The organism is Methylobacterium sp. E-045 (assembly GCF_022829685.1).
GTDB lineage: Bacteria > Pseudomonadota > Alphaproteobacteria > Rhizobiales > Beijerinckiaceae > Methylobacterium.
In genome coordinates this window covers 1-4,455 of record NZ_JAKSYE010000072.1, presented here as the reverse complement: position 1 = coordinate 4,455, position 4,455 = coordinate 1, and the positions used below count along the sequence as shown (strand labels likewise).

The 4,455-nt window shown below is 61.7% G+C and carries 8 protein-coding genes; 2 read left to right on the top strand and 6 right to left on the bottom strand.

Annotation, left to right across the window (positions count from 1 at the left end):
• The coding region (locus MKK51_RS10445) for a hypothetical protein (RefSeq protein WP_243976913.1) at positions 1-232 on the top strand (232 nt) is incomplete at its 5' end.
• 236 nt (positions 233-468) lie between these two features.
• Here the strand turns inward: MKK51_RS10445 and MKK51_RS10440 are convergent.
• The 3 genes from MKK51_RS10440 to MKK51_RS10430 all read right to left on the bottom strand — a co-directional run bounded on the left by MKK51_RS10440 (position 469) and on the right by MKK51_RS10430 (position 2,104).
• Positions 469-834: a helix-turn-helix domain-containing protein gene (locus tag MKK51_RS10440; RefSeq protein WP_243976912.1), complete on the bottom strand. Its 366-nt coding sequence runs from the start codon at positions 832-834 to the stop codon at positions 469-471.
• A gap of 77 nt (positions 835-911) precedes the next feature.
• Positions 912-1,292, bottom strand: a complete 381-nt coding sequence (locus MKK51_RS10435; protein WP_243976911.1) for a type II toxin-antitoxin system RelE/ParE family toxin — start codon at positions 1,290-1,292, stop codon at positions 912-914.
• Between the two features lie 281 nt (positions 1,293-1,573).
• Complete coding sequence (locus MKK51_RS10430; RefSeq protein WP_243976910.1) at positions 1,574-2,104, bottom strand: MucR family transcriptional regulator; 531 nt, start codon at positions 2,102-2,104, stop codon at positions 1,574-1,576.
• Positions 2,105-2,258: 154 nt separating this feature from the next.
• On the opposite strand from MKK51_RS10430, the gene MKK51_RS10425 reads away from it, so the two are divergent.
• Positions 2,259-2,591, top strand: a complete 333-nt coding sequence (locus MKK51_RS10425) for a hypothetical protein (RefSeq protein ID WP_243976908.1) — start codon at positions 2,259-2,261, stop codon at positions 2,589-2,591.
• Between the two features lie 3 nt (positions 2,592-2,594).
• On the opposite strand, the gene MKK51_RS10420 is transcribed toward MKK51_RS10425, so the two are convergent.
• The 3 genes from MKK51_RS10420 to MKK51_RS10410 all read right to left on the bottom strand — a co-directional run bounded on the left by MKK51_RS10420 (position 2,595) and on the right by MKK51_RS10410 (position 4,177).
• Positions 2,595-2,810 carry a hypothetical protein gene (locus MKK51_RS10420; RefSeq protein WP_243976906.1) on the bottom strand — a complete coding sequence of 72 codons (216 nt, stop codon included), beginning with the start codon at positions 2,808-2,810 and terminating at the stop codon, positions 2,595-2,597.
• Positions 2,811-2,965: 155 nt separating this feature from the next.
• Positions 2,966-3,247: a hypothetical protein gene (locus MKK51_RS10415; RefSeq protein WP_409565657.1), complete on the bottom strand. Its 282-nt coding sequence runs from the start codon at positions 3,245-3,247 to the stop codon at positions 2,966-2,968.
• Between the two features lie 207 nt (positions 3,248-3,454).
• Positions 3,455-4,177 (bottom strand): thermonuclease family protein, encoded by a 723-nt coding sequence (locus MKK51_RS10410; RefSeq protein WP_243976904.1) that lies wholly within the window; start codon positions 4,175-4,177, stop codon positions 3,455-3,457.
• Positions 4,178-4,455 lie beyond the last annotated feature (278 nt).

Genomic DNA, 4,455 nt, shown 5'->3' with positions numbered 1-4,455 from the left:
GGGCCGCCTCGCGACGAGAGTTGCCGTCGATGAAAACGAACTGCCGAACGGCCGCGTAGACTTCCACGGCAAACATCCTGGGCCCCTCCCGAAAGAGAAGCCTCTCAAACTGGCCGACTTTTACGCCGCCCGCATCAGCATGCCGCCGACACTCCAGTGGATGGTTTTGTCACCGCCCTACACAGATCCGGGGCATGTTCTGGAAACAGGCGCGGCAAGACGGACCGCATGAGCGTGATGCGTCCAATGTCAGAAGCCGTGCGTGTCGCAAATAGAATTCCGCGCGACCTTCTACCGGGCGAAGCAGCGTCCGATTTCATGGCGCACTACTTGCACGGGAGGAGAAGAGACGACTTCACCGCCGAAGTGGTGCGTGGAATAGGTGGCAGGCGCCAGCAAACCCATACGGGCATGAGTTTGCCCCCTCCGCATATGACGCGCGGAGGGAAACGTCAATACGCCTATAGATCAAGCGACCTTGAGCGTCCGCCGGCCACGCCTTGCGGCAGAGGACGGGCGCAGAACGATCTCAACGTCGTCGCCAAGAGCTTCCATGAAGTCGAGCATTCTCGACAGAGAGAAGCCGATGACCTTTCCACGCATCAGGTTCGACACGTCGGACTGCTTAACACCAATGATCTCGGCGACCTGTTTTTGTGTCAGGCTGCGCCGGTCCATCTCAGCCCGAAGTCTCATGACAAGGCGGGCTTTAATAGCTTCGCCGCTGGCGTCGGGGAGGCCGAGGTCTTCAAAGACATTGCCGCTTCCGCGGGTGACGGTGATTTCTTCGGCGGCTGGGATCTCGCTGTGAACTAGTGCGGGGGTGCTGGACATGAGCGGGTACCTGGCAGGAGAACGGGTAGAGGCAGGAAGGGGGGACGGCCCGGCCTGCCTCTGGACGGCGCCAAGGGTCAGCCGGTTTCGCGTGATTTGTGATACATCTCAAAGTGCTCCCTTGCTGCGGCGAGGCGCCGCTTGATACGGTCAATGTCCACCTTTGGCGTCTTAGACTTGAAGGTAGACTTTTTCTGAAAAGCGCCAAGGACGTAGAGAATGCCTGCAAACTTTATGGTGTACACGGCCCTAAACGTGTCGCCACTGAAGTCTGAAACTACCTCTATATCCTCGATACCTTTGAGCGGCTTGGCAGACGGGTGGCGCCCGCCAAGCTCGGCCTCGTAAAGCGCCTGTCCAAACTCGCGGCGGACCTCTTCAGGCATGTCGCGAATTTCTTTCTGCGACGAGCCAACCCACTCAATCGAGCGGCCCCGCAAGCTCGGGTCGATGGCCATGACGCCTCCTATATAGTGAAATTACTATAATCTCAGGCAGGCACGATGACAAGCGACTTCCCATTCTCGATTTGGGATCGCAGACAGCGGCCTTCCGATCCTCGCCTCAACCGACCCCGTCCCATCCTCTCCGTCGAGCCAAGTTGCGTACCGGCTCAGCGTGAGATGGACGACCCACCCCGCCGCCCCCCTGAACAGATCGTGACGGCGGGGCTGAGCCCGCCTCCCCTATCGGCCGTAGTTAGGCTCAGGACGGCCTAGGCGCCGTCCACGCGAGTCTTTCAGGCCGTAGTGGACTTACGAGGCCGACCTGCCTTCTTGGGCTTCTCAGGAGCCGAAGCGGCCTCTTCGACGACGGCTTCTTCCGGCGCGGTTGATGCCGCTTTTGCCGGATCCCGGCGTACCTGTCCAAGGCCAAGCGACCGGGCAAGCGCCGAGCGCTGCGCCGAGTAGCTGGGCGCGGTCATCGGGTAGTCAGCCGGCAGACCGTGTTTCGCGCGGTAGGTTTCCGGGTTCAGTCCACGGAGCGTCAGGTGACGCTTCATCGTCTTGTAGGGCTTGCCGTCCTCGAAGCTGATCAGCGCATCCGGTGTGATCGACTTCTTGATCTGAGCCGGCGTCGCCTTCTCGATCTTGTCCTCGGCTAATGCGCCGTTTTCACCAGTCGCGAGACCGCTGACGGCAGCATGCACGCTGCTCAGCAGGTCGCCTAGGGCGCTTGCTGGCAGAGAGTTGTTCGAGACGTAGGCGGCGACGATATCAGCCGCAAGTTCGATGTGGCGGGTCTGCATTTCGGGGATCTGATCGGTCATATCATTGTTCTCAAGCGGAGCAGTGGAAACCCCATAGAGCAACGTTTAGAAACGTTCTCAATGGGATCGTGATTGGATGGTAAAATAGTTCAGCGATATAAACACTGCTCGAAGCGAACTGTGCCGATCCGGACTGAGAGGCGATAAGCCACAAATGACGGACGAACTCCCGCCCTGGCGCGAGATCACGACGGACGACTATGCGCCCCGCATTTTTACGGACCTGGGATCATTGGAAGCATGGATCGCCTCTTCTAAGACCCTCAGGCTTTTATTGGTTCGTCAGCATGAGGGGAAATTCCGCCTCCGCCTGATCCTCCGCGAAGGCGTTGATCTGAGGTGGGGCCCAACCGCGGACCCGAACTGGAGGTGGGATTACGCCCACGGTCCAAACCTCGCCCTCGACGCCGCTGAAATCTGGATCGAGCGGGCCGATGGCCGACGCAAGCGGGTGGATCAGATGATGACCCGACCAAAGCCTTGGTGAGGGTTAGTGCGAGCCGTCAGCCCAGGTGACGGACGATCCTGGTGCTGCACGCTCCATGGCATTGAGCAGGTCCACGAGGTCGTCAGCATCGTCCAGCGGGAGCTGCGTCTGACGGACGCCTTTAACGAGCGCAGGCTCATGGGTCTTCACGTTGAAGATCGTCCAGCCGGGGCCGTCGGGGAACATGTCGTACTCGATGGCAGCGGCAGCATCTTCCATGGCCTAGCCCTCCGAGTCGGGCAGGTAGCATAAACCTATGTTGTCAATTACCTAGGCTTTTTCGGTGGGCTTCGGCTTGCGCTCTCCATCCCAGCAAAAAGCCCGGCGCGGAGTGAACCGGCCGGGCTAGAAACGCTTAACTACGGTCGCCGCTGCTACATGCCACCACCGGCGCCGCCACCAGCGCTTCCGGTCCCGGAGGCTCGTGCGGGCTGGCTGGAGTTGCCGCCTGCGGCCGAGTTCGAGGTGACTGTGTCAGCGCCGGTAGCCCCACGAGAGATCGTGCGTCCCGGTCGACCACCGGTCGTGCTCGTGCTGGTCGTCACGGCGGTGCCGCGCTTCTTGTGTCTTGATCGAGCATCCGCTGCCGTTCCCATCTGAACGAAAACGAGGGATGCGAGTGCCACGGTGCAGGCGGTGAGGGTCAAGGTCTTCATGGATGCTCCTGTCAATGCAGGTGGCAACGCGAGAATGGCGTTGGGTATCCCGATTAATCAGAGGACCTTATCACGAAGAAACCCACCGCGGCCGAAGCCGAGCGGGTCAAGGTGTTCCGTCCAGGAAGCGGGTAGAACTTCGTAGAGGCGAACGCGGTTCTTAGGTCTCCTCGCCGCTTTCTCACGATCTAGAAGGGGTGGCGAGCACTACCGTCGCGGCGCTCTCCACCCGGCGGCCTTCGCCTCGTCTTCAGTGCAGAACACGCGCTCGCCGTCCCGTTCGCTGATCCGGGTCCAATCATAGTCACGTGATCCGGGGACGTGGAAGACCTTCTCGCCCTTTCGGCTGATGTTGCCCTTGATCGCGCAGCCGCCGGCCTTGGAGGCCGGCTGCGGAGGCGTTGGCGTGGGAATGGGACCATCCGAGCCGCCCGGTGCCGCGGACCCCATCGTCATCGCTCGCTCGCCCTTGCGCCAGTCCCCTGGCGCTGTGAAGGAGCCGGCCCATATCCCGAGCTTCCCTGCTTTGGCATTGTCCTCGGCCGGGACGTAGTCCTGCGAGTAGTGGCGGTAGGCAACGGCATGGCCCTGCGCGACCAGCCAGCGGTTCAGGTCCTCCGCGCCCTTCCGGCAGACCGCGACGGTGCGCCCGTACTTGTCGGTGTCCCTGGGATCGCAGGAGACAGGCGTGGAGCCGATCCGGTCGGCCAGTGCGAGGGGCCCGGCCTGTCCGCATCGGAAGGCCTTCCCTGCCCTGTTTTGGCAAAGCTGTCCGTTCTCCGGCGCATCAATGCCGTGGAGACGGATGCGGGTGCCGCCAATATCGAGGGTGTCGCCGTCCATCACCGAGGCCCGACCGATGATGGGCTCGGCTGCGGAGGCAGTGGCAAGGGCCAGGAGGAAGGCGAGGGCGTAGATGATTGAGTGCATAACCTTCTGGAGTATCAAGACACCGTCGCCCCCAATCTGACGACAGGGGACGACGAGGATCCGGCCTTGAGTTAGTTCCCCCACATCCGACGATGCTGGTACTGACGGCTACCCATCCGTCGGTGCATCCGGCTATGGCGAGGCGATCGGCGTCGAGCCTCACGCGGGCATCGAGTTCGAGGGACTGGTTCCAATGGTCCCGGCGTCCCATCGGCTGTTCGAAGAACCAATGCTGGATGGGCGTGAGCGGAGCGGGGCCTTCCGGCACGGACACCGCT